At 64.4% G+C, this 23,637-nt stretch carries 24 protein-coding genes; 10 read left to right on the top strand and 14 right to left on the bottom strand.

Going from position 1 to position 23,637, the window contains the following annotated elements; genetic code table 11:
- Positions 1–52: 52 nt before the first annotated feature.
- On the bottom strand, positions 53–961 hold the full coding sequence (locus J5286_RS15655) for a metallophosphoesterase family protein (RefSeq protein ID WP_209191207.1): 909 nt from the start codon (positions 959–961) through the stop codon (positions 53–55).
- A 122-nt stretch (positions 962–1,083) separates the two neighbouring features.
- Between J5286_RS15655 and J5286_RS15650 the strand changes: the two genes are divergently transcribed.
- Positions 1,084–1,521, top strand: coding sequence for an NUDIX domain-containing protein (locus tag J5286_RS15650; protein WP_209191314.1), 438 nt, complete (start codon positions 1,084–1,086; stop codon positions 1,519–1,521).
- 14 nt (positions 1,522–1,535) lie between these two features.
- Here J5286_RS15650 and J5286_RS15645 read toward each other — a convergent pair whose 3' ends face one another.
- A complete protein-coding gene (locus J5286_RS15645; protein ID WP_209191206.1) occupies positions 1,536–2,522 on the bottom strand; it encodes a glutathione S-transferase family protein in 987 nt (328 codons plus the stop codon).
- Between the two features lie 116 nt (positions 2,523–2,638).
- Positions 2,639–3,529 (bottom strand): LysR family transcriptional regulator, encoded by an 891-nt coding sequence (locus J5286_RS15640; RefSeq protein WP_209191205.1) that lies wholly within the window; start codon positions 3,527–3,529, stop codon positions 2,639–2,641.
- A gap of 95 nt (positions 3,530–3,624) precedes the next feature.
- Here J5286_RS15640 and J5286_RS15635 point away from each other — a divergent pair, with 95 nt between their 5' ends.
- Positions 3,625–4,728 (top strand): aldo/keto reductase, encoded by a 1,104-nt coding sequence (locus J5286_RS15635; RefSeq protein WP_209191204.1) that lies wholly within the window; start codon positions 3,625–3,627, stop codon positions 4,726–4,728.
- Positions 4,729–4,802: 74 nt separating this feature from the next.
- Here the strand turns inward: J5286_RS15635 and J5286_RS15630 are convergent, their stop codons facing one another.
- Complete coding sequence (locus tag J5286_RS15630) at positions 4,803–5,630, bottom strand: oxidoreductase (RefSeq protein WP_209191203.1); 828 nt, start codon at positions 5,628–5,630, stop codon at positions 4,803–4,805.
- An 80-nt stretch (positions 5,631–5,710) separates the two neighbouring features.
- Between J5286_RS15630 and J5286_RS15625 the strand changes: the two genes are divergently transcribed.
- The 4 genes from J5286_RS15625 to J5286_RS15610 all read left to right on the top strand — a co-directional run bounded on the left by J5286_RS15625 (position 5,711) and on the right by J5286_RS15610 (position 9,007).
- Positions 5,711–6,637, top strand: a complete 927-nt coding sequence (locus J5286_RS15625) for an AraC family transcriptional regulator (protein ID WP_209191202.1) — start codon at positions 5,711–5,713, stop codon at positions 6,635–6,637.
- A gap of 193 nt (positions 6,638–6,830) precedes the next feature.
- Entirely contained in the window at positions 6,831–7,331 is a 501-nt protein-coding gene (locus J5286_RS15620; protein WP_209191201.1) for a GNAT family N-acetyltransferase, read from the top strand.
- Between the two features lie 73 nt (positions 7,332–7,404).
- Entirely contained in the window at positions 7,405–8,718 is a 1,314-nt protein-coding gene (locus tag J5286_RS15615) for an MFS transporter (RefSeq protein WP_209191200.1), read from the top strand.
- Between the two features lie 67 nt (positions 8,719–8,785).
- Positions 8,786–9,007 carry a hypothetical protein gene (locus J5286_RS15610; RefSeq protein WP_209191199.1) on the top strand — a complete coding sequence of 74 codons (222 nt, stop codon included), beginning with the start codon at positions 8,786–8,788 and terminating at the stop codon, positions 9,005–9,007.
- A 195-nt stretch (positions 9,008–9,202) separates the two neighbouring features.
- Here the strand turns inward: J5286_RS15610 and J5286_RS15605 are convergent, their stop codons facing one another.
- From J5286_RS15605 to J5286_RS15585, 5 genes are read right to left on the bottom strand one after another with little or no spacing between them, the layout of a single operon-like run.
- A complete protein-coding gene (locus J5286_RS15605; protein ID WP_209191198.1) occupies positions 9,203–9,643 on the bottom strand; it encodes a GNAT family N-acetyltransferase in 441 nt (146 codons plus the stop codon).
- Between the two features lie 4 nt (positions 9,644–9,647).
- Complete coding sequence (locus J5286_RS15600) at positions 9,648–11,717, bottom strand: hypothetical protein (protein ID WP_209191197.1); 2,070 nt, start codon at positions 11,715–11,717, stop codon at positions 9,648–9,650.
- Position 11,718: 1 nt separating this feature from the next.
- Positions 11,719–14,529: a DUF4159 domain-containing protein gene (locus tag J5286_RS15595; RefSeq protein ID WP_209191196.1), complete on the bottom strand. Its 2,811-nt coding sequence runs from the start codon at positions 14,527–14,529 to the stop codon at positions 11,719–11,721.
- On the bottom strand, positions 14,526–15,446 hold the full coding sequence (locus J5286_RS15590) for a DUF58 domain-containing protein (RefSeq protein WP_209191195.1): 921 nt from the start codon (positions 15,444–15,446) through the stop codon (positions 14,526–14,528). Before J5286_RS15590 ends, J5286_RS15595 begins: the two co-directional genes overlap by 4 nt.
- A gap of 22 nt (positions 15,447–15,468) precedes the next feature.
- Positions 15,469–16,479: an AAA family ATPase gene (locus tag J5286_RS15585; protein WP_113010278.1), complete on the bottom strand. Its 1,011-nt coding sequence runs from the start codon at positions 16,477–16,479 to the stop codon at positions 15,469–15,471.
- A gap of 162 nt (positions 16,480–16,641) precedes the next feature.
- Between J5286_RS15585 and J5286_RS15580 the strand changes: the two genes are divergently transcribed.
- From J5286_RS15580 to J5286_RS15570, 3 genes are read left to right on the top strand one after another with little or no spacing between them, the layout of a single operon-like run.
- Positions 16,642–17,265: a DUF1285 domain-containing protein gene (locus J5286_RS15580; protein ID WP_209191194.1), complete on the top strand. Its 624-nt coding sequence runs from the start codon at positions 16,642–16,644 to the stop codon at positions 17,263–17,265.
- Positions 17,262–17,912 carry a CoA pyrophosphatase gene (locus J5286_RS15575; RefSeq protein ID WP_209191193.1) on the top strand — a complete coding sequence of 217 codons (651 nt, stop codon included), beginning with the start codon at positions 17,262–17,264 and terminating at the stop codon, positions 17,910–17,912. The genes J5286_RS15580 and J5286_RS15575 overlap by 4 nt, the downstream gene beginning before the upstream one ends.
- Positions 17,909–19,162, top strand: a complete 1,254-nt coding sequence (locus J5286_RS15570; RefSeq protein WP_209191192.1) for a CCA tRNA nucleotidyltransferase — start codon at positions 17,909–17,911, stop codon at positions 19,160–19,162. Before J5286_RS15575 ends, J5286_RS15570 begins: the two co-directional genes overlap by 4 nt.
- Before the next feature lie 18 nt (positions 19,163–19,180).
- On the opposite strand, the gene J5286_RS15565 is transcribed toward J5286_RS15570, so the two are convergent.
- The 3 genes from J5286_RS15565 to hemF form a co-directional block, all read right to left on the bottom strand.
- Positions 19,181–19,366, bottom strand: a complete 186-nt coding sequence (locus J5286_RS15565; protein ID WP_047506129.1) for a DUF1059 domain-containing protein — start codon at positions 19,364–19,366, stop codon at positions 19,181–19,183.
- 153 nt (positions 19,367–19,519) lie between these two features.
- The gene (locus J5286_RS15560) at positions 19,520–19,780 is read right to left on the bottom strand and encodes a hypothetical protein (protein ID WP_209191191.1); all 261 of its coding nucleotides are present in this window, start codon (positions 19,778–19,780) and stop codon (positions 19,520–19,522) included.
- A 102-nt stretch (positions 19,781–19,882) separates the two neighbouring features.
- Positions 19,883–20,797 (bottom strand): oxygen-dependent coproporphyrinogen oxidase, encoded by a 915-nt coding sequence (hemF, locus tag J5286_RS15555; RefSeq protein ID WP_209191190.1) that lies wholly within the window; start codon positions 20,795–20,797, stop codon positions 19,883–19,885.
- A gap of 175 nt (positions 20,798–20,972) precedes the next feature.
- Here hemF and J5286_RS15550 point away from each other — a divergent pair, with 175 nt between their 5' ends.
- The gene (locus J5286_RS15550) at positions 20,973–21,233 is read left to right on the top strand and encodes a hypothetical protein (RefSeq protein ID WP_018897365.1); all 261 of its coding nucleotides are present in this window, start codon (positions 20,973–20,975) and stop codon (positions 21,231–21,233) included.
- Between the two features lie 3 nt (positions 21,234–21,236).
- Here the strand turns inward: J5286_RS15550 and J5286_RS15545 are convergent, their stop codons facing one another.
- Together J5286_RS15545 and J5286_RS15540 are read right to left on the bottom strand one after the other, a co-directional pair.
- Positions 21,237–22,883, bottom strand: a complete 1,647-nt coding sequence (locus J5286_RS15545; RefSeq protein ID WP_047506123.1) for a Na/Pi cotransporter family protein — start codon at positions 22,881–22,883, stop codon at positions 21,237–21,239.
- Between the two features lie 195 nt (positions 22,884–23,078).
- Entirely contained in the window at positions 23,079–23,540 is a 462-nt protein-coding gene (locus tag J5286_RS15540; RefSeq protein ID WP_209191189.1) for a tRNA (cytidine(34)-2'-O)-methyltransferase, read from the bottom strand.
- Positions 23,541–23,637: the final 97 nt, after the last annotated feature.

Genomic DNA, 23,637 nt, shown 5'->3' with positions numbered 1-23,637 from the left:
CTGAGTTCGCGCAGTGATTCAACTTGCCGCGAAACTGATTCCGGAAATGGCGCTAAAGCCTGAAGATATCGACGCTTTCCGAGTTGATGTCGTCGCCCGAGGGGCTGAGGCTGAAGCGTTCGCCCTTGAGGCTCCAGGCGCCGGGGGAGCCGTCGATGCTGAAGAGATTGTAGGCGGCGGGCGGCTTCGAACCACCGGGGCCTTGCGAGCCCGAGGCGATGCCGACGACAGGAACCGGTCCGGTCTGGCCGCGCAGCCAGTGCACCGTGTTCAGGTGCGTGTGTCCATGCAAAACGAGTTCGGCGCCGCCGGTGGAGATGACGGCGGCGAAACGGCGGATGCCGATCATGCGCTTGTGGAAGGATGTGGCGCCACGGATCGGCGGATGGTGGATCATGACGACACGAAACAGCCCGGCTTCGCCGGCGGCGCGCAGCATGTTCACCGTCTCGCGGGCCTGCCGTTCACCAAAGAAGCCGCTGGCCGCGAAGGGGGGCGTTGCCACCGCCGTCGAGCAGCCGACGATCGCGACTTTTCCGCGAATGCGCAGATAGGGGAAGATATGCTTGTTTTCCTGCCATTCGGCAGGCGCGAGATCGCCGCGGACATTATCGTACCAGGCGCGCATCGACTTCTCGTAGGCGCCGGGCACATAGGCGTCGTGATTGCCGGGGACGACGGAGTAGTCCTTGGGATCGCCGAGTTCGCGCAGCCAGCCGGCGGCGGCGCGGATTTCAAGCCCGCTCGCGAGATTGACGAGATCGCCCGTAATCGCCATGTGATCCGGCTGCTTTTCGCGGATATCGTCGAGCAGGAGATCCAGCGTACCGCCGAAAAGGTGCTTGCGCCGATTGCGATGCCAGTTCACAAAGCCGGTGATACGCTTGGAAAAGAGTTCACGGAAAGAGATGTGGGGCAGCGGCCCGAGATGGACGTCTGAAATGTGCGCGAGCTTGAACATGGGTGCACACATAGCTCACGGCAGCCGTATTTCAAACACATCTCCTCGCACATCTGCTTGAACGGATTGATGGAATTGGAAGACGCGTGAAAGAAATCCGCCACTGGCAATCGCGCCTGATGATGCGCGTGGTGCATATCTACTTCGCCTTCGCGCGCGGCATGACCATGGGCGTGCGCGCCGCCTGCTTCGATGACAGCGGCCGGGTGTTTCTGGTGCGGCACAGCTACGTGCCCGGCTGGCATATGCCGGGCGGCGGTATCGAGCGCAACGAGACGGCCGAGGACGCGCTCGTCAAGGAACTGCGCGAGGAGGGCAATCTCGTGATTGTAGGACGCCCGGAGCTCGTTCAGGTCTATCTCAATACCTCGGCCACGCGGCGCGACCATGTCGTGTTCTACCGCGCCAATGTCGAGCAGACGGCGCCGAGGGCGCCGGACCGCGAGATCGTCGAATGCGGTTTCTTCGCGCTCGACGCGCTGCCCGAGGGGACGACGGCGTCGACGCACCGTCGTCTTGCCGAGATCGCCGGAGAGCATGCGCCCGACCAGGTTTGGTAGGTCGGGCGGTTTCGTTAAGCGGCGGCGCGTTCGCCGCGGCCGTGCGGGCGGTCGAGATCCAATTCCGGGCCGACGGGGACGATACCGGTCGGGTTGATCGTCTTGTGGCTGCGGTAATAGTGGTCCTTGATGTGACGGAAGTCGACCGTCTCCTTGATCCCTGGTGTCTGGTAGAGATCGCGCAGATAGGCCGAGAGGTTCGGGTAATCGGCGATGCGGCGGATGTTGCACTTGAAGTGGCCGACATAGACTGGGTCGAAGCGCACCAGCGTGGTGAAGAGCCGCCAATCGGCCTCGGTCAACCGGTCGCCAACGAGATAGCGGCCCTTGCCGAGGCGGTCTTCCAGCATGTCGAGCGTTTCGAAGAGCTTGAGCACGCTTTCCGAATAGGCGTCCTGGGCAGTCGCGAAGCCGGCCTTGTAGACGCCGTTGTTGACGGTGTCGTAGATAAGCGCGTTCAGATCGTCGATCTCGCCGCGGAGGTCCTGCGGGTAGAAATCGGTGGTCGAGCCGGTCAGCGCGTCGAAGGCGCTGTTGAACATGCGGATGATCTCGGCGGATTCGTTGCTGACGATGGTGTTGGTCTTCTTGTCCCACAGGACAGGCACGGTGACGCGGCCGGAATAGTGCGGATCAGCCTTCACGTAGATGTCGGAGAGCGCCTTGGCGCCGAAGAGCGGATCGCCGGTGGCGCCGTCGCCGACCTTGAATTCCCAGCCCTTTTCCAGCATCAGTGGATCGACAACGGAGACCGAGATCAGGTCTTCCAGCCGCTTCAGCTTGCGGAAGATCAGCGTGCGGTGCGCCCAGGGACAAGCAAGCGACACGTAGAGATGATAGCGCCCGGCCTCGGCCTTGAAGCCTTCCTTGCCCGATGGACCGGCGCTGCCATCCGGCGTGATCCAGTTGCGGAACTGCGAGGCGGCGCGCTTGAAGTGACCCTTGGTCTCCTTCGTATCGTACCAGACGTCCTGCCAGACGCCGTCGACCAGCATACCCATGGTGTCTACTCCTTCGATCTTTCGTTGCCCGTTAGATATCGCGCTTGGGCGGATTTTGCAGTGGGGCAAAAATTGAACAGTGCGTCACGCGCTGATTGCGCCCGGCAGTGCGATTGCTACTTGACGCTCAAGGCGGCGATCAGCGCGCGCAGCGCCGGCGGCGATTGACGGCGGCTCGGGTGGTAGAGGTGGAAGCCGGGGAAGGGCGGGCACCAGTCGTTAAGCACCTGCACCAGCGCTCCGGAAGCGATCTCGTCGGCCACGTCGTGCTCCATCATATAGCCGAGCCCGACGCCGGCGCGCACGGCGGCTGCCGGAAGCTCGCCATCATTGACGATAAGCGGGCCGCTGGTGCGGATCTTGATCTCCTTGCCATCCTTTTCGAACTCCCAGGGAAGCAGGCCGCCCGAGGTCGTCAGGCGGTAGCCAATGCAGGCGTGGCGCTCGAGATCATAAGGCGTTTCCGGCTGTGGGATGCGGGCGAAATAGGAGGGCGTGCCGACGACGACGGTGCGCAGTTCAGGCCCGACCCGCACCGCGATCATGTCCTTGTCCACCGTTTCGCCGAGGCGGATGCCGGCGTCGAAGCCTGAGGCGACGATGTCGGTCAGCCCGTCCTGGATGATCACCTCGACGTTGATATCGGGATGGGCGAGCAGGAAGGCGGGGAGCTTCGGCACGAGCACCATCCTGGCGGCATAGGCAAAGGTGGTGATGCGAACGGTGCCGGAGGGGTTGTCGCGCCATTCGGCCAGCGCCTCAAGGCCGCCCTCGATATCCGAGAGCGCCGGGTTGAGCGATTGCAGAAGCCGCTCGCCGGCCTCGGTGGGCGCGACGCTGCGGGTGGTGCGCGCAAGCAACCGGACGCCCAATCTCTCCTCCAGACCGCGCATCGCGTGGCTGAGCGCCGAGGGCGACATGCCGAGGACGGCGGCTGCGCGCGTAAAACTACGCTCGCGGGCGACGGCGGCAAAGGCGAGGAGATCGTTGAGCGTTCCGCGTTCCATTGCTGCATTCTGCTCACAAGTTCATGCGACGGGCAACCGCTAATCCTGTGGCTTGTGCCGGCCTAAATGGACGGGTGTGAACAAGGAGCACGGATATGGACCTTACCAGCTATCGCACCCTCGGCCGCTCGGGACTGATCGTCAGCCCGCTGGCGCTTGGCACCATGACCTTCGGCGCCGGGCGATGGGGCGCCAACGAGCAGACCTCGCGGGCGCTGTTTGACGCCTATGTCGATGCCGGCGGCAATTTCATCGATACGGCCGACATCTATTCGGCGGGGAAGAGCGAGGAGATGCTCGGCGCGTTTCTCTCCGACAGCGGGCAGCGCGACCGGCTGGTGGTGGCGACCAAATCGGGATTTCCGCGCGGCGCGGGCACGCCGCTCTGGGGCGGCAACGGGGCGAAGAACATCCGCCTCGGCATCGAGGGATCGCTCAAGCGGCTGCGCACCGACTATATCGACATGTACTGGATGCATGTGTGGGACCAGACGACGCCCGCCGATGAAGTGTTGCAGACGCTTTCCGATGCCGTGCGCGCCGGCAAGATCCTGCATTATGGCTTTTCCAACACGCCCGCCTGGTATGTGGCGCGGATCGCGACGCTTGCCGAAGCGCATGGGCTGCCGAAGCCGATCGGCCTGCAATATGCCTATTCGCTGATCGATCGCGGCGTCGAGCTCGACCTCATGCCTGCCGGCGCCGAGTTCGGGCTTGGCATGGTGCCCTGGAGCCCGCTTGCGGCGGGTCTTTTGACCGGCAAATACGGTCGCGAGATGCTGGCCGAGGCCGGGCGCGCCACAGCCTTGCCCGACAAGACCTCGGAGACATCGGAAAGCGGCAGCAACGGCCGGCTGAATGGCGACAATCCTTTCGGCGGCATGCTGTTTACCGAGCGCAATTTCGATGTGGTCGATGTGGTGACCTCCGTCGCGGCCGAGATCGGCCGGTCGGCGGCGGAAGTGGCGCTCGCCTGGGTGGCGCGGCGCGCCGGCGTCTCGTCTGTGTTGATCGGCGCCAGCCGGGTGGAGCAGCTGCAACAGAACATCGCTTCGCTGGATGTTGATCTCGACGAGGCGATGCTGGAGAGGCTGGAGCAGGCAAGCACGCTGCCGCTGCTCAACCCCTATTTCATCTTCCAGATGCCAACGAGCCGGCTGTTCGGCGGCCAGACGGTCGAGCGCTGGCCGAGGGGATGATAGCGCCCGCCCTCGGCCCTTGGTCGAGCGCAACATAGCGCGGGCTGGTCGCGGTTGGCGGGTTCACGACGCGATCAGCCATCCGTCGAGATGGTCAGGGCTTTCCACTCCTCGATCTCCTGCTGCAGCTCACGAACGCGCTCGGAGACAAGCTTCAGGGCATCGCTGCCAAGCAGGAGTTGCGGCGGCGGTGCGTCGGCCTCGATCAAAGTGAGGACGGCTGCGGCGAGCTTGTCGGGGTCGCCCAGTTGCTTGCCGCTTTTTTCCTGTCGCGCGGTGCGGATCGGGTCGAAGATGGCGTCGTAGTCGGCGATGGACCTCTCCGTCCTCACCATGGAGCGTCCGGCCCAATCGGTTCTGAACGAGCCGGGGCACAGGGCGGTGACATGGACGCCGAAGGGTGCCATCTCGGCGCGCATCACCGCCGATATGCCCTGCAGCGCGAACTTGCTGCCGCAGTAGTAGGCGATGCCGGGCATGGTAATCATGCCGCCCATCGAGGTGACATTGACGATGAAGCCCTGCCGGCGCTCGCGAAAGCGCGGAAGGAAGGCCTTGGCGACCGCGACGGCGCCGAAGACGTTGACGTCGAACTGGCGGCGCATCTCCTCGATCGGAGACTCCTCAAGCACGCCTTCATGGCCGTAGCCGGCGTTGTTGATGAGGACGTCGACTGGGCCGTGATCGTCTTCGGCCTTTTTCACGACATCGGGGATGCGGTCGAAATCGGTGACGTCGCAAAGCGTGGTGATGACGCCGGGGAGAGCCTTGGCAAGAGTTTGGCGCGAGGCCTCCGAGCGGACGGTGCCGATGACCTTGTGGCCCATTTTCACGGCGCGAGAAGCAATGGCGAGGCCGAAGCCGGAATTGGCACCGGTGATGAATATGGTCTTGCGTGACATGATCAACAAGTCTCCTTGATATTGAGTGGATTGATAAATACTCTTGGGGACAGGCTGTTTCGATTGCGGATTGTCTGAGTATGTTGCCAAATCCTATCAATATGGAGCGCGATGGCGCGATGCGCCGCAGGCTGGTGGAGCTTGCCGGGGCGCTTGCTCCCGCGCAGGGGTATAACCTGACTGATTTGTCTTCGGTGCGCCTGCTGCGGACGGAGGCGGTGCTTCACGACATCCCCGTGCTCTACAAGCCAGGTGCCGTTTTCGTGCTTCAGGGAAGCAAGCAGGGCATGCTCGAAAGGGAGGTCTATCTCTACGACGAGGATCACTATCTGGCGGTGTCTGTTCCCGTGCCCTTCCGGATGCGATCGATCGCCAGCCCCGAGCGGCCGCTGCTTGCCGTCTATGTCGATTTCGACATGCAGATGGCGGCCGAGATTGCCATGCAGCTCGAGACGCATGGCGGATTGGCGGAGGAGAAGCCGCGCGGTCTGGTGTCCAGCAGGATGTCACCCGACATCGAGGACGTGCTGCTGCGTCTTCTGACGGCGCTTCAAAGACCCGCGGAAGCAACCGTTCTCGGGGATAGTCTTTTGCGGGAGTTGCATTATCGGGTGCTGGTGGGACCGCAGGGTGGGGCGATGATTGCCGCCCTGCAGCGGCAGGGTTCGTCCGGCAAAGTGGTGCAGAGCCTGGGCTGGTTGCGCGAGAATTACGGCGCCGAGATCTCGATCGCCGATCTGGCCAGGCAGGTCGGGATGAGCATTCCCTCCTACCATGTCCGCTTCAAGGAACTGACGGGAAGCAGCCCGATGCAATATGTGAAGGCGATGCGGCTTCACGAGGCGCGGCTGATGATCGCCCGCCACAGCAGCACGATCGCGGAGATCGCGGTCTCGGTCGGCTATGCGAGCCCGGCGCAGTTCAGCCGCGACTTCAAGCGGCATTTCGGGCGGACCGCATCGGAGGAGGGTAAGTGGGTGCGCCATCACCTCGGTGAAATCGTCTGAGTTTCATTCCGGGGCGGGGGCGGCAATCTTTTCCCATAGACGACCGATTTTTTTCCTGCTATCGGCCTTTTCACGATTTCAGGAACCCGATTTGATGTGCGCATACAGAACCCTGCGACGACGCTGATGCTCCCGAACGCCCAAGGGCGTGTTCGAGAACCCATCATTTTGTCTATCCGGTTTCTGTCTCTTCATGCACAAGCACGATCTGGTCTACCTCACTGAGGACGCGTCGCACGACGCCGCTATCGAACACATCAACGAAGAAGCTTTCGGCCCGGGCCGGCACACCCGCGCCGCCGCCCGCATCCGCGAGCAGGGGCCGCACGACCTGTCGCTGTCCTTCATCTGCGCCGATGACGGCGAGACGATCGCATCCGTCCGCATGACACCCGTGATGGCCGGCGACGTGCCCGGCCATCTGCTCGGCCCGCTTGCCGTTCGCCCTTCACACAAGAACCGCGGCATCGGCCGGGAACTGGTGCGGATCGCGGTGGAAGCGGCCAAGCGCAAGGGCTCCGAGGCCGTCATCCTCGTTGGCGATCCGCCCTATTACGGGCCGCTCGGCTTCGAGAAAGTCGCCTATAACGCGCTGACCTTTCCGGGACCGGTCGATCCGGGCCGGGTGCTTGTCGTGCCGCTGGGCGATGACGTGCATGGCCGGCTGAAGGGCACGATCGGCTGGCGCAAATAAGCCATCTGTTCTATTGAGCTATGACGGGGTCGCCGGTTTTGGTGATCTTTCAGATGCTTGAGGGGGACAAGGCATGGGTCGCATTTCAATCGACGAGGCGCTGGATCGCGCGGGGACCGGACCGTTTCAACGGCGGCTTCTCGGCATTTTCGGTCTCGTCTGGACGGCGGATGCGATGCAGGTGCTGGCGGTCGGCTTTACCGCCGCCTCGATCGCCGCGAGCTTCGGGTTGACGGTGCCGCAGGCGCTGCAGACGGGAACGCTGTTCTTCCTCGGTATGCTGATCGGTGCCTACGCCTTCGGCCGGCTGGCCGACAAGGTCGGGCGGCGCAATGTGCTGCTGCTCACTGTTGCTTGCGACGCAGTGTTCGGGGCGCTGTCGGTTTTCGCGCCGAGTTTCACCATCCTGCTTGTCCTGCGCTTTCTCACCGGTGTGGCCGTCGGTGGCACGCTGCCGGTGGATTATGCGATGATGGCGGAGTTCCTGCCGTCGAAAAGCCGTGGCCGCTGGCTGGTGGCGCTGGAGGGTTTTTGGGCGATCGGGACGCTGATCGTCGCGCTTGCGGCGTGGGCTGCCAGTGTCGCGGGTGTTCAGGATGCCTGGCGCTACATCTTCGCGGTGACGGCGGTGCCTGCCATACTCGGGCTCGGCCTGCGCCTGTTCGTGCCGGAATCGCCGCTCTATCTCTTGCGCGGCGGGCGTGGCGAGGAGGCGAAGACGACGATCAACCGGGTGCTCGCTGCGAACGGCAAGCCTGTTCTCGGTGCCGAGGACGAGCTGGTGCCGCCGTCGCACGCGGCCTCCGAAGGCGTGTTTTCGGGCGCGCTTCGCCGTCGCACCGTCATGATCCTGGCGATCTGGTTCCTCGTTTCTGTGTCCTATTACGGCGTTTTCACCTGGATGCCGGCGAAGCTTGCGGGCGATGGCTTCGGCTTCGTCAGAGGTTACGGCTTCCTGGTTTTCGTGGCGCTGGCGCAGATCCCCGGCTATGCGCTCGCCGCCTATGGCGTCGAGGCCTGGGGCCGCAAGCCGACGCTGATCGCCTTCTGCCTTCTATCGGCGGCGGGCTGCCTGCTGTTCGTCGTCTCCAGCGTCGATATCATGGTCGGTGCGTCGCTGCTGATCATGAGCTTCGCGCTGCTGGGGACATGGGGTGCGCTCTATGCCTATACGCCGGAACTCTACCCGACCGCGATACGGGCGACCGGCATGGGTACGGCGGGTGCCGTCGCGCGACTTGGCGGTCTTCTCGCGCCGTCGCTGATGGCGCTTGTCGTCTCCGAAGGGCTCGGCGTTGCGATCGGCCTCTTCGCCGGCTTCCTCGTGATCTCGGCGCTGGCGGCGGTGGCGATCGATTCGGAGACGCGACAGGCGTCAATCGCCTGAGGGGGTCGCTTCCTTGTTCTTTGCATGCCGTAATGCCATATTGAATAAGGCAGAAGGATCGACGCGCGTGAGCGATAGCGAGACGGCAAAAATGCTGGCGATGATGGAAGCCATGTTCAATGGTCAGAAACGGACCTTGGGCATGGTCGAAGCCGCTATCGACAAGTTCAGCACCGTCGAGACAGAAATCTCCAAGCTCAATCGCAAAATGAACAGCCTGCATGAGCTTGCGCTCGGGCATCAGAGCGAGACTTCAGGACGGTTGGAGGCGATCTCCGCTCGGCTTTAGGAGACCGAAAGGCTGCTTGACGACCGCGCCAACGACCTCAAGCGAACCCAGATCGACGTGGTGGGGCAGTACAATGAGGTGCTCACAGCCTTGCGCGATGCATCGCACGCATCTCGCATCGCGGAAGAAGTTCAGTCGCGACTGACCGAGGTCGAGGCCAAGATCGCTCATCTCTAAGGCGAGCGACAGGCTCCGCTATCCGGCGCCAGTATCAGAAGGCGTCAGCGCCTTGCGCAGAAACGTCCGCGTGCGGCCCTTCGGGAATTCCGGCAGTTCGCCGAAGATTTCGTATCCCTGTTTCAGATAGGCTTTGAGCGCGTGCGGGCTGAAGGTGTCGATCCAGGCGCCGTGGCAGCCGCGATTGGCGGCTTCCTCTTCGGCCATTGTCAGAAGCCGACCGGCGAGGCCGGTGCCGCGTTGGTTTTCGGGGATGAAGAGCAGCTGGGTGAAGAGCCAACCCCAGGCGGTGTAGCCGGAGAGGCCGCCGATCACTGATCCCTCCTCGTTGCGGATGAGCACCGCCAGCGTCTGGCGATCGGCTGGGCCGACGTCGGCGTGGTTGAAGGCGGTGAGGGTCTCGCCGATGACCGCGAGGTCATCGGGGGAGGGGGTGGCGGTCAGTTCGAGTTGCGGCATCGCTCTAGCGGCCCTCGCGCCACCACATGGCGCCGAAGGCGAGCAGCAGGATGCCGACGCCGGCGAAGCCCGCGAAGAGCGGCAGCGTGTTGATGCCCTTCAGCACCGTCTCGTTGGTCAGGCGGATCTGCATGCGGTCGTCGTCGGCGACGCGGATCTGGCCGCGCACCGGCAGGATCGGCGGGATCTCGACGTTGCCGTCGGTGTCCGACACACGGGCGACGAGGCCCCTGGTCTTGTCCGATATCGGCTTCAGCACATCAGGTGTGGAGATCATCGCCTTGAACTCCGGCGCATCGACGGCGCCGACATGGACGAGCGTGCTCATTTCGCCGTTGCGGATCTCGAAGAGGCCGATTTCGTCCATGCGCTTCTCGGCCTTGAAGAGGCCGGGCTCGGACTGGACGAGCGGGAGCGTCTCGGTCTTGCCGGAGGGATAGCGCACGGTGGCGTTGCCGGGATTGTCGCCGATGGTCTGGCGGGTGATTTCGAGCGTGCGGCCGGAGGCGCGGGCGGTCAGCGCTTCTTCTTCCAGCGCCGGTTCCTTCATCAGCCAGTGGGCGACGCGGCGATAGAGCGAGACGTGCGGGCCGCCACCCTCGAAGCCACGGGCCCAAAGCCAGCCCTGATCGGACAGGAGCATGGCGACGCGGCCCTGGCCGGCGCGGTTCAGCACCAGGAGCGGATTGTTGTCTGCGCCGACCATGACGGTCTCGCCCTGTGGCGGCTCGACGCCGACCGAGCGGAACCAGCGGCCCCAATGCGGCGGCTCGTCGGTAGAGCCATCGAGGCCACGGGTGACAGGGTGCTTCTTGCCCTCGTCGGAGAGGCGCGGATAGAAGGCCTTTTCGACCATCTGGCCGGTCGGGGCGGCGGGGAGAACCGAGGAGAGCGGCGTCAGCGCGATCGAATCCGGGCCGGCATGCTCGGGGCCTGCGGCGATCAGAAGCGCGCCGCCGTTTTCGACATATTGGGCGATGTAATCGTAATAGAGGATCGGCAGCACGCCGCGATGCTGGTAGCGGTCGAAGATGATCAGGTCGAAGTCCTTGATCTTGTCGACGAACAGCTCGCGAGTCGGAAACGCGATCAGCGACAGCTCGTTGATCGGCGTGCCGTCCTGCTTTTCCGGCGGGCGCAGGATGGTGAAGTGGACGAGATCGACGGAGGCGTCGGATTTCAACAGGTTGCGCCAGGCGCGCTCGCCGGCATGCGGTTCGCCGGAGACCAGGAGCACGCGCAGGTTCTCGCGGATGCCGTCGATGACGTGGACGGCGCGGTTGTTGGCTTGCGTGACTTCGCCGGGAAGGGCGGCGACGGAAAATTCCAGCACGTTGCTGCCGCCGCGCTCGACCTTGAAGGAGAAGGGCGTATCGCGGCCGGGCGTTGCCTGCAGCGTGGCGATCTCGTTGCCGTTGAGCTTCACCGTCACGTCGGCGGTGCCGCCGGGGCTCGGGCCGTCGTCGAAGACGCGCAACACCAGTTGCTGCTCCTCGTTGACGATGCCGAAGCGCGGCGCCTTGATGACCTCGATGCGGCGGTCGAATTCGTTGGCCTTGCCCGTGATCAGCCCGTGGATTGGAGCGTCGAAGCCGAGCGCCTGGTTGACGCCGGGCACGTCGTGGATCTGGCCGTCGGTGAGCATGATGGCGCCGCCGATGCGAGCGGGCGGCACGTCGGCGACGGCGGCAGACAACGTGTTGAAGAGGCGCGTCGAGGGGGCGTCGGAATCTTCCGGCTCGGTGGCGTCGACATAGCGCGGCTCGACATTCGGGAAGCGGGCGAGGCGGTCCTTCAGCGCCGCCAGCGCGTCGTCGGTCATCTTGATGCGCTCAGGCGTCTGCTGGCTCTGGCTGCGGTCGACGATGACGGGGACGACCGTCGAGAGCTGCTCGCGGTCTTCCTGCATCAGCAGCGGGTTGGCGAGCGCTGCCAAAAGCGCCAGCGCTGCTACAGTGCGGATCCAGGCGCCGCGAACGCCCCGGAAGATGGCGAGTGCTGCGATGGCGACGACGATGACGGTCAGGGCCGCAAGCAGCGGCCAGGGAATGAAGGGCGCGAAATCAACCGTCATGTCACTGCCCCAGCCGTTCGAGGAGGGCGGGGATGTGGACCTGGTCGGTCTTGTAGTTGCCTGTGAGCATATACATCATGATGTTGACGCCGCTGCGATAGGCGTATTCGCGCTGCGCCTCGTCAGGGGGCACGGTCGGCAGCAGCGGCACGCCATTGTCGTCCACGGCCCATGCACCGGCGAAATCATTGCCCGTGATCAGGATCGGCGAGACGCCATCGGCGGTTGCCGCAGACTTGGCGTTGTTGGAGCGATTGTCCTGGCGCGCCTCGATCCAGAGCGGGCTGCCGGCATAGCGGCCGGGGAAGCTCGACAGAAGATAGAAGGACTTGGTCAGCACATGGTCGGAGGGGACCGGCTCCAGCGGCGGTATGTCGAGATTGGCGAGGATCTGCTGCAGGCGTTCGCCATTGGCGCTGCTGCCGCCGCTGTTGTCGAGCGCGCTGAACTGGTCGCGAGTGTCGAAGAGCACGGTGCCGCCGGCGCGCATATAGGCGTCGATGCGGTTGATCGAGGCGGCAGACGGCATGGGCGCGGTGGCGGAAATCGGCCAGTAGATGATCGGATAGAAGGAGAGCTCGTCCTTGGTCAGGTCGAGGCCGACGGGGGCGGCGGGTTCGAGCGTGGTGCGGAAGGTAAGATATTCCGTCAGGCCCTCGAGGCCGCGCTCGGAGATGCGATCGACCTCGGCCTCGCCGGTGACGACATAGGCGAGGTGAGTGTTGTCGAGCCGCTGGAAGATCTGCTCGTCGCCGGGCTTGCTGTCATCCGCGCGCGACTGGCCGGGCTGTACCAGGAAGGCGGCGGTGACGGCGACCGCGATCATCGCGGCCGTGCGGGAGGCCGGGCGCAGGCGCGAGAAGGCGCCGCTCATGAACATGACGATCAGGCTGTCGGCAAGCAGGAGCAGGAAGGCGATGAGGAAGAGCGAGGGCTTGGCCGACCACGTCTCGCCGCCGATCAGGCCTTCGCGCACCAGCGTCACGCCCGAGGCATCGAGGGGTTTGAGTTCGGCGTTTGCGGGCAGGACGTTCAAGGCGGTGAACCCTTCCTCGGAACCATAGAGGCCCGGCGGATTTTCGAAGCTGGCCACGGGGGCGGCCTTGGCGTTGGGGATCAGCGGACGCGCCGCGCCGGTCTCGGTGGTGAGCGCGCCCTTGGCGGTCAGGAGCCGGAAGGGCGGCAGCGCTTCGGCGGTGGTGGCGCCGCCCGATTGCGAGGTGACGCCGCCGGAGCGCGACAGTTGCACGAGACGGCGCAGCATCTCGACGAAGTTGCCTGAGATCGGCAGATCGGACCAAGTGGCCTCGGCGCTGACGTGGAAGAGCACGATGCGGCCTGATGTCATCGGCTTCATTGTCACCAGCGGCGTGCCGTCGGCAAGGCTTGCCCATGTGCGTTCGGCCAGATCCGGTGTCGGCTCGGCCAGCACCTGGCGCTTGACGGTGACGTCTGTCGGGCGCGCCATGCCGGCGAAGGGGCCGAAATTGGGGAACTCTGCCAGCTGCTGCGGCTCGGCCCAGGAGAGCGCGCCGCCGAGCGCGCGTTCGCCCTGGCGAAGCGTGACCGGCACCAGCGGATCATCGGCGGGCGCGGCGGCGAGGCGCGGGCCGGCGAAGCGGATGAGCGTTCCGCCGTTGTTGATCCAGCGCTGCAGCGGATCATAGGTCTCCTGCGGCAGACGGCCGATATCGGCCATGACGATGACCGAGGGGTTCTGCGCCAGGAGATCGGGAATGGAGGTGGCGAGATCGGGCGCGTTCGGCTCGATCAGGTCGGCATAGGGCTGCAGGGCGCGCTGGATATAATAGAGCGGCGACAGCAGCGGCTGGAAGCTGTCGCTTGCCTCGCCGGACAGAAGCACGACGCGGCGGCGCTTGAAGCCGTCGTCGAGAAGATGCACTGCGCCCGCCGTTGACTGGTTGTCGATGCTGAGCCGCGCGAAGTCGTTGCGCATCTCGAAGGGGGCGGTGATCGAGCCTGAGGCGACGGACTGGCCGGGCTGGAAGGAGACGGAGCCGGATGCGATGGCGCGGCCCTGCGCGTCCTGGGCGGTCAGCGGCAGCGTGGCGGCCGAGGCGCCGTCTAGGCGGGTCGCGGTGACGGTCATGGCATCGGCGGCGTTGTTGGCGCCTGTGATTGCCACCGTCTGCGCGGCGTCGCCGGCGATCAGGCGCAGCTGGCCGGGCTGCAGGTCGGAGAGTTGGCGCACGGTGGCGTCATTGTCGTTTGCGGCGGCGCCGTCGGTCAGGAAGGCGAGCGTGCCGGGATGCACGCCGTTCAGCGCCGCACGCAGCGCCTCGAAGGCGCGCTGGCGGTCGGGGACGAGCGGCTGCGGCTCGGCGGCGCGCAGTTTTTCGCGGGCGACGGCGGCGGTGCCGGCGACGGCATCGTTGCTTGGATCGGCGGTGAAGGTGATGGAGACGGGCAGGCCAGCGCTATCGGCGTCGTCGATCAGCGCCTCGGCTGTCTGCACGCGGCGTTCCCAGTCGGGCGCGGTCGCCCAGCCATTATCGACGAAGAGCACGAGCGGGCCGCCGGAGGCGATCGAGCTGGTGCGCGGGTTGAAGACGGGATCGGCGATGGCGAGGATGACGGCTGCGGCGAGCAACATGCGCAGTAGCGTCAGCCACCAGGGGCTCTGCGCCGGCGTTTCCTCGCGCTTCAAAACGGTGGCGAGGATGCGCAGCGGCGGGAAGACTTCCGTCTTCGGGCGCGGCGGGGTCAGGCGCAGCAGCCACCAGATGACGGGAAGCGCCACAAGGGCGCCGAGAATGGCCGGATAGGCAAAGGCGAAGGGAAGCGCGTTCACAGCTGGCCTCCATGCGTTGCCCTGCCTGGCATGCCGGACAGATGCATGTGGACGGCGACCAGCGCCTCGGAGGCGAGGTGATCGGTGCGATGGCTGATGAAGGTCCAGCCGAGGTGGCGCAGGCTCTGGCCAAGACCATCGCGGCGGCCGAGATAGGCGCGTGTATAGGCGTCGCGGATGTTTTCGGCACGGCCGGAGGTGAGCTTCGAGCCGGTCTCGGGATCGGTGAACTCGGTGCGGCCGGTATAGGGAAAAAGCTCCTCGGCGGGATCGGCCACCTCGATGACATGGCCGCGCAGGCCACGGCGGGCGAGCGGGCCGATGCGGGCCATCACGGCCTCGGCGTCGTCGAGGAAATCGCCGATCAGCACGAGGTCGCTCGAGCCGCGGATCATGGCGGTATCCGGCAGGCCGCCGGTGAGCGGCGCGTGCATCAGCGCGACGGCCAGGCGTTCGGCGGCATTGCGGGCGGAGATCGGTTCCATCACGCCGGGGCAGCCGACGCGTTCACCAGAGCGGGCGAGGATTTCGGCGAGCGCCAGCATGATGACGAGCGCGCGGCTTTCCTTGGAGACGCTGCCGAAGGTCGACTTGTACATCATCGACGGTGACATGTCGGCCCAGAGCCAGATGGTGTGGGCCGCTTCCCATTCGCGGTCGCGGATATAGGTGTGGTCGTCGCGGGCCGAGCGGCGCCAGTCGATGCGCGCCAGACTTTCGCCTTCGCTATAGGGTCGGAACTGCCAGAAATTCTCGCCGATCCCACGTTTGCGACGGCCGTGCCAGCCGGCGATCACGGTGTTGGCGATACGCTTGGCCTCGACGAGGCAATCCGGCAGCAGGCTGGCGCGCTGCCTTGCACGTGCAAGGGCATCGCTGCCTGGGGTCGGAGTGACGGTCTGTCCGATCGATGCCACGCGTGAGGCTTCCTTCCTGAGCTTAGCCCTTGGCCTGCTTGACCAGGCCGGCGATCACATCGCGCACCGACATGCCTTCGGCGCGGGCGGCGAAGGTCAGTGCCATGCGGTGCTGCAGGACGGGTTCGGCCAGCGCGTGGACATCGTCGAGGGACGGGGCGAGGCGGCCTTCATAGAGCGCGCGGGCGCGGGCGCACAGCATCATCGCCTGGCCGGCGCGCGGGCCGGGGCCCCAGGCGACGTTCTTGTCGGTTGCGGCGTTGCCCTGGCCGGGGCGGGCGGAACGGACGAGCGCCAGGATGCCGTCGACCACCTTGTCGCTGACGGGCATCTGGCGGATCAGCGTCTGGATCTCGATCAGGCGCTCGGCGCTCAGCACGGCCTGCGGCTTGGTTTCGGCCAGACCCGTGGTGTCGAGAAGGATCTGTCGCTCGGCGGCGAGTTCGGGGTAGTTGACGTCGACCTGCAGCAGGAAGCGGTCGAGCTGTGCCTCGGGAAGCGGATAGGTGCCTTCCTGCTCCAGCGGGTTCTGGGTGGCGAGAACGTGGAAGGGCGTCGGCAGGTCGTAGCGCTGGCCGGCGACGGTGATGTGGTACTCCTGCATCGCCTGCAGCAGCGCCGACTGGGTGCGCGGCGAGGCGCGGTTGATTTCGTCGGCCATCAGCAACTGTGCAAAGACGGGGCCCTTGACGAAGCGGAAGGAGCGGCGGCCGGTCTCGTCCTGGTCCATCACTTCGGAGCCGAGGATATCGGATGGCATCAGGTCGGGTGTGAACTGGATGCGGTTGGCGCCGAGGCCGAGCACTTCGCCGAGCGTGGTGACGAGCTTGGTCTTGGCGAGGCCGGGGACGCCGACGAGCAGGGCGTGGCCGCCCGAGAGAACGGCGAGCAGCGTGTTTTCGACGACGCTTTCCTGGCCGAAGATCACCTTGGCGACCTCGCTCCTCACTGTGGCGATATCGGCAAGCGCTTTTTCTGCTGCGGCGACGATCGCCTTTTCATCGAGGGGGGCTTCGGTCTTCATCATACCCATCAGGCATCTCTCCAGCGGCTGATCTCATTCGTCGCGAATCGTCGGACTTTTACACGTGTGCCTCATACCCGATAGAGTTATGAAGATGTTGCGGGCTGACAAGTTCGTTTCGAATGACTATCTCGTGACATTCCTGCGTTAAGTGCAAACAGAGACGGAACAATGGCAACCGAAGAGATCAAGGCAGCGACCGATGCCGCGGATCTGGCAGCGCTGATTTCACGCGCCGCGGGCGATGGTGGCGATGCGAAACGCGGTCTTCCGCCCGTCGAGAAATGGAATCCGCCGTTCTGTGGCGATATCGACATGGAGATCCGCGCCGACGGGACGTGGTTCTACATGGGGACGCCGATCGGCCGGGCGCCGCTGGTGCGGCTGTTTTCCACGGTTCTGCGCAAGGATGAGGATGGCAAGACATACCTCGTAACTCCTGTGGAAAAAGTCGGTATCCGGATCGTCGATGCGCCGTTCCTCGCTGTCGAGCTGAACGCCTCCGTCAGGGACGGGCAGGCGGTGCTGACCTTTCGCACCAATGTCGGCGATGTCGTCGAGGCTGGCAAGGCGCATCCCATCAGGTTTGTCATTCACGGCGATAACAATGAGTTGAAGCCATATCTGCATGTGCGCGGTCGCCTGGAAGCACTGGTGTCGCGGGCGGTTATGTACCAGCTGGTGGAGCTTGGCGAGACTGTTGATGTCGATGGCGTCGCAATGTTCTGCCTGCGCTCGGACGGCGAGACCTTTCCCGTCATGCCGGCGGCCGAGCTGGATGCGCTGTCGCGATGAGCCAGATTCAGACCAAGGACGGCGCGCTTTATTCCGCAGCCGAATTCAGACGCCGGGCAATGCACCAGATGGGCGGGCCGGTCGATCTGTCGTGGCGCGAGCATGGCGACCATATCCTGAACCCCGAAATCATCGCCAAGGTGGAGACCTTCAAGCTCCGCGATGCCGCCGTGCTCGTGCCTGTCATCGATGACGGCGACGAGGCGCGGGTGATCTTCACGCTGCGCACCGCGACACTGCGCAAGCATTCCGGTCAGATCGCCTTTCCCGGCGGCAAGATCGATGGCGCGGACGAGACGCCGGAGCAGGCTGCCGTGCGCGAGGCCGACGAGGAGATCGGGCTGAAGGGCTCGTTCGTCGAGACGGTGGCGCGGCTGCCTGTTTATCTGGCCTCGACGGGATTTCGCATCACGCCTGTGCTGGCGGTGGTGCAGCCCGGCTTTGATCTCAAGCTCAATCCCGATGAGGTCGACGACGTCTTCGAAGTGCCGCTCTCCTTCCTGATGGCGCCCGGCAATCACATTCGCGACAAGCGTATGATCGACGGGCTCGACCGACATTTCTATCGCATGCCCTATGAAACCAGAATGATCTGGGGCATCACCGCGGGCATTGTCCGCACGCTTTACGAAAGGCTCTACGCATGACCAACCTTGCTCACGAAGCATGGTTCAACGACCCGGCGCTGAAGCGCGTTTTCTCGCTGCTGAATGCCGATGGCGGCGAGGGGCGCGTGGTGGGTGGCGCCGTGCGCAACAGCCTGATGGGCCTCGCGGTCAGCGATATCGATGTGGCGACGACGCTGACGCCTGACGTGGTGATCGAGCGTGCCAAGCAGGCCGGGATCAAGGCGGTGCCGACGGGCGTCGAGCATGGGACGGTGACGCTCGTCATCGATCGCAAGCCGTTCGAGGTGACGACGCTACGCGCCGATGTCGAGACCGACGGGCGTCGGGCGACGGTGGCGTTCAGCACCGACTGGCAGACGGATGCCGAGCGGCGCGACCTCACCATCAACGCGCTCTATGTGGGCGAGAGCGGCGAGGTGGTCGATCTCGTCGGCGGGCTTATTGATATCGAGAAGCGCAACATCCGCTTCATCGGCGATGCCGCGACCAGGATCAAGGAAGACTATCTGCGCATCCTGCGCTTCTTCCGCTTCTTTGCCTATTACGGCTCTGGGCGGCCGGATGCGGATGGGTTGCGGGCGGCGGCTGCTGCCCGCTCCAAGCTTTCGACGCTGTCGGCCGAACGGGTGTGGTCGGAGATGCGCAAGCTGTTGTCGGCGGAAGATCCGGGGCGGGCACTGCTGTGGATGCGCACCGTCGGCGCGCTGACGGAGATTTTGCCGGAAACGGAAAAGTGGGGCATCGATGCGATCCCGGCGCTGATCGCGACCGAGAAGGCGCTCAGCTGGACGCCCGATCCGCTGCTGCGGCTGGCCGCGATCGTGCCGCCCGACGCCAAGCGGCTGGAGGCGATGGCGGCGCGGCTGAAGCTTGCCAATGCGGAAGCGGCCGTGTTCAAGGCCTGGGCGAATGCAGCGCCTGTTAACGATGAGATGTCGATGGCGGCTTTCGACCGCCTGCTTTATCGCAACGGTGCCGAGGGCATCATCACACGGCTGAAGCTGGCGCTTGCGGTGGCGCGCGGGAAGGCCGAGGGTGACATGGCGGAAATGGCGCGATCGGCGCGGCTGAACAGGCTGCTCGACCATGCCAACGCATGGGTGAAGCCAAGCTTTCCTGTGAATGGCGGGGATGTGATGGCGGCAGGTATTCCGTCGGGCCGGCAGGTCGGTGAGACGCTGGCCGCGCTGGAACATCAGTGGGTGGAGGAAAACTTCGCTTCCGACCGGGCGACGTTGCTCGCCCGGCTTAGTGATCGCGTGAAATAAGGCGATCGCGTCAGATGATCAGGCCGCGTTCGCTTCGTTGCGGATGCGGGCCTTGATGTTGTCGACCATGTTTTCGCGGATGATGGTTTCGCCATGCGCGGATTTCATATGGTCGACGGCGCGGCGCACGACTTCGGCGTCGTCGGCTGCGCGTGTGTGCCAGCTGCATCCGGGGACCAGCGTTCCACATTCGAAAAGTCTCATCGTCTCCTCCTGACTTGAGTTCTCAATGACGCTTGTGCGTTTTGTGGGAATGCTCCAGGGACGGGAAGGTTCCGGCCGGTTGTCGCACCGGCCGTAGGGATCGCATGTTTCACGCGATCGTGGATATGTCCGTTCCCCGGACGGTGAGCCCGATTATTCGGGCATCGCCCAAGCGCGGTAGCAATCCGTGTGGGCGCTGTTGTTCTGGCCCTTGGTGCGGCGCGACAGCTCCTCGGCGGACAGGCCGCCGGCGAGTTGAAGCTTGACCTGTTCCACAAAGCAGGAAAGGGGCAGATCGGAACCGCTCTTGGCTTTCAGCGCTTCGGCCAGCCTGTTGAGCAGCTCAGGTGTGTCGATTGGGCGGGGTGGCTGTTGGACACCTACCGCCGCCGGTGTTCCACTCTGTATCGTCATGACAATCCTCCTCCGATTGTTGAACGCGTACATCTATGAAATGGGTATCCGGTCCGCTTATTAAAAGCCTCTCACACGCAGTTTACCGATCTTTCCTCCCAGTTACGGCCAGCGAACGGCGGGGGGTAGCGATGAGAGAATGGACTCGACATTCCCACCCGTTTTCAAGCCAAAGATCGTTCCTCTGTCATATAGCAGGTTGAACTCGACATATCGCCCACGGCGAATCAATTGTTCTTCACGATCTTGTTCTGTCCACTGTTTATTGAAGTTGGAGCGAACAATCCGTGGATAAACCATCGCAAAGGCGCGGCCGACATCGCGGGTGAAGGCGAAATCGGCGCTCCAGCCGCCCGCTTCCTCGCTCGAATGCAGCCAGTCGTAGAAGATGCCGCCCGTGCCGCGCGCTTCGTTGCGGTGCTTGAGGAAGAAGTATTCGTCGCACCACTTCTTGTAGGCGTCGTAATCGGCGACGCCGGCGTGGCTGCGGCAGGCGATTTCCATGGCCTTGTGAAACAGTCGGGTGTCGTCGTCTTCCTGGGTGCGGCGGCGGTCGAGCACCGGCGTCAGGTCGGCGCCGCCGCCGAACCAGCGGCTCGACGTCACCACCATGCGGGTGTTCATGTGCACGGCGGGGACGTTGGGGTTCACGGGGTGGGCGATCAGCGAGATGCCGGAAGCCCAGAAGCGCGGATCGTCCTTGGCGCCCGGCATCTGGGCGCGCAGGTCGGCGCTGAATTCGCCGTAGACGGTGGAGGTGTGGACGCCGACCTTCTCGAAGACGCGGCCTTCCATCATCGACATGCGACCGCCGCCACCGGCGCCGTTCTCGCGCTTCCAATCCTTGGCGACGAAACGGCCCGGCTCACGATCGGAAAGCGGTCCTGCGAGTTCATCCTCGATCGCTTCGAAAGAGGCGCAGATCTGGTCGCGCAAGCCCTCGAACCAGGTGCGGGCCATCTCCTTCTTGTCCTCGATATCCGCGGGCAGGCCGATCGGAAGTTCGGGTCGTTCCATAGTCGTCGTCTCCGGTACGCGCGCGGGCAAAATTCGAGTCATGCCCGCTTCAATCGCCCCTGATAGCAGGTCGTTTGGCATAGCGCCAACAGCCGAACGGCGTTGGTGAGCAGGCTTCAGATTCGACTCGCAATATTCCGGCGTCGATACTACCTTTCCATTAGAGGTAGGTTGTATGACGAAGATCCCAGGACCGCCGTCATTTGACGGCTTGAAACGAAGGATTGCCAAGCACCGGGCCGAGGGCACGCCGCGCAAGAACGATCGGTTCGTGCGGCAGACCTATTGCCTGGCGCTGCTCGATGCGCGCGCAAAGGCTCGCGAGTGGTTCGACGAATATCCCAAGGCCGCCTACTGGACCGAGGTCGAGAGCTGGAGGCAGCTCGACGGCGACCAGATCGAGTTCACCATGCGGCGTCTGCCATCGGCCGATTGAGGTCTATTCGGCGGCGTCGCGCAGGCGGCTTTCTATCAGGAGGCCGCTTTCATCCAGGATCGGATGCGCGACCGAGACGATATGGGCGTTGATGCGCTTCAGGTCGCGCAGCATGTCGAGATGCAGCGAGCTCGTCTGCAGGCTGTCTGCACGGCCGTCGCGCAGGCGCTCCAGATGGCGCTCGGAGGATTGCTTCTCCATGCGGCGCACTTCCACCTTCACTTCCATCAGCTGACGGGCGAGATTGAAATCGCGGGTGACGAAGATCGTCTGGGCGATGCGGAGGTTCTCCAGCGTCAGGTGGAAGAGCTTGCTCAGCTCCTCGTAGCCGTCTTCTGAGAATTTCAGGCCGAGCGACACCTTCTTGGCGACCTGCGGCAGCAGACCCTTTTCGATGATATCGCCGATATGCTCGAGATTGATGGCGTAGTCGATGATGACGATCGAGCGGCGTCCGTCCTCTTCGCTGAGGCCGCCGCGGCCGAGCTTGGAGAGGTAGATCTTCACTTCCTGCTGCAGGCTGTCGACGCGCTTTTCGAGGCTCGCGATCTCCGTCAGCTTCGACATGTTGTTACGCTCGAAGGCGTCGGCCGCGCGTTGCAGCATGCGCTCGATCAGGTCGCCGACGCCAAGCACTTCGCGGGTGGCGCTGGCGAGCGCCACGACCGGCGTCGAGAGCTCCTGCGGATCGAGATAGCGCGGCGCGTTGTCTGCTTGCTCGTCCTCGGGGACAAGCTTCAGCATCAGGCGCGACAACAGGCGCGAGAAGGGCCAGGCGAGGGCCGCGAGCAAGAGGTTGAAGCCGAGATGGGCATCAACCGGCAGCTTGGCTGGCGACAGCGGCAGGGTTTCAAGGAGATCGGCACCGAAGCCGGCGAGCGGCAGCGCGATCAGGCAGCCGATGGCGCGCACGATTAGGTTACCCAGCGTGACGCGCTTGACCGAGGCCGGGCCGGAAAGCGAGGCGATGACGGGCGGGATGGCGCCGCCGAGATTGGCGCCGAGGACCAGCACGATCACAAGGCCGGCTGACAGGATGCCCGTCGACGCGAGCGACAGGATGAGGACGACGGCGGCGAGGCTGGAAGACGAGATGAAGGCGATGCAGGCCGAAAAGGCGAGCGCCACCGGCCAGGCATTGTCGAGCAGGCCGATGAATGCCGAGAGCGCCGGTGACTGGCGCATCGGCTCGGTGGCGCTGCTCAAGAGGTGCAGCGACAGCAGCATGAGGCCGATGCCGATCAGCGCCTGACCGCCGCCCTGGCGGGAGGTCGAGCCGCCGCGATAAAGCACGATGCCAGCGAGGATGACCAGCGGCGAAAGCCACTCGATGCCGGTCGCGACGATCCAGGCGGTGACGGCGGTGCCGACATTGGCGCCCAGAAGCACGATCTGCGCCATGCGCGGTTTGACCAGCTCGCGCTCGACGAAGGAGGCGACCATCAGGGCGGTCGCGGTGGAGCTCTGCAGCGCGATGGTGGCAACGAAACCGGAGACGAAGGAGCGCAGGCCGCTCTTGGTGCCGGAGGCAAGCCCGGTCCTAAGCCGCGCGCCGAAAGCGCGCGATACGCCATCCTTCACCTGCGACAGGCCGAACAGCAGCAGTGCTACGGCGCCGAACAGGTTGATCATGACGATTGTGGATTCCATGCGGGCTTGTCTTTTTCTATCTCTTGGCGCCATCAGTGGCGCGTTTTGCGACTCTCTGATTTCGGCAAATCATTGAAATATCGGCATATCGTCCGATTTTTTGTTTGCCCGGCTAAAAATTATACGCCTGATCGGCGATTTCACAACGCCGTTCGCGACATTATGCGCCGCTGAACCGGCATTTCCGTGGCAGGGTCAGGACCAGACGGTCTGGCGCATGGCTTCGCCCGTGATCATGGCCGCCGATACCGCGACATTGATGGAGCGCTGGCCCTCGACCATGGGCACCAGGATGCGGGCATCGGCGGTGTCATGCACGTGGTCGGGCACGCCGGCGCTTTCGCGGCCGAAGAGCAGGATGTCGTCGGCGTGGAAGCGGAAATCGGTGTAGCGGCCGGAGGCCTTGGTGGAGGCCAGCACGAGGCGGCGGCCGGTCGTCTTGCGCCAGTCTTCGAACTGCTCGAAATTGACATGGCGGGTGAGGGCCGCGGTGGCGATGTAATCCATGCCGGCGCGCTTGAGGTTGCGGTCGGAGATGTCGAAACCGGCGGGCTCGATGATATCGACGGCAAAGCCGAGGCAGGCGGCTAGCCGCAGGATGGTGCCGGTGTTGCCAGGAATATCGGGCTGATAGAGTGCTATTCTGAGGTCCGCCATGATCGCCCCGTTTGATCGCTTCCGTTCGGCCTGACCTAGTGCAAGTGCGGTTTTGGTGCAACAGCCTGCTTTTTGGGCGCGAATCTTTGGCTTTCGG

It is taken from the genome of Rhizobium sp. 16-488-2b, assembly GCF_017741815.1.
Lineage (GTDB): Bacteria > Pseudomonadota > Alphaproteobacteria > Rhizobiales > Rhizobiaceae > Rhizobium.
Note: the sequence above shows the minus strand (reverse complement) of the source record. Positions and strands in the feature narration are given on the sequence as shown.